General features: G+C 54.8%; 1 protein-coding gene. It reads left to right on the top strand.

Annotated features, from left to right (window positions below):
- The coding region (locus EDM54_RS25730; RefSeq protein WP_183189187.1) for a purine/pyrimidine permease at positions 1 to 552 on the top strand (552 nt) is incomplete at its 5' end.
- Positions 553 to 566 lie beyond the last annotated feature (14 nt).

The following is a 566-nucleotide window of genomic DNA, read 5'->3' as shown; positions in this document are numbered from 1 at the left end:
ATGAATGTGATGGGCAAAGCAACCCAAACACCTCCGACAGTGAGCCAGTACAACCGTGGCGGGGTATTTACGGGCGTTTCCCACATGTTGTCCGGTGTATCCGGTGTTGTCGGAATGATTCCGCTTTCGATCGCCGCAGCAGTGATCGAAACGACCAAAATGGCAGCTCGTCTCCCGTTTTTGGTAGCGATGGCAGGGATGATGCTGATCGGCCTTTTGCCGGCCGTATCTCAGTTCCTGGCTGCATTGCCTACGCCTGTCGCATATGCTGGCATGTTTATTACCTACACGCAGCTCCTTGGCTTCGGCTTGAAGGACATCGCCTCCGTCAAGCTGGACACTCGGGCAATTACCGTGGCAGGCAGTTCAATCCTCGTCGGGATCGGCGTTATGTTCGTTCCGACGACAGCTTGGCAGCATCTTCCGTCCCTGGCCAGCTTCCTGTTTGGAAACGGATTGCTGCTTGGCGTGTTGGTCAGCCTGGTTCTGGAGCATGTCGTGTTTCGGCAAAAACCAGAAGAAATAGCGGAAAAAGACGGCCAGTCCGAGTGACGAGCCGTCTTTTT

This window comes from Brevibacillus borstelensis, from assembly GCF_003710865.1.
Classification (GTDB): domain Bacteria; phylum Bacillota; class Bacilli; order Brevibacillales; family Brevibacillaceae; genus Brevibacillus; species Brevibacillus borstelensis.
This window is presented reverse-complemented; position numbering and strand designations above follow the sequence as displayed.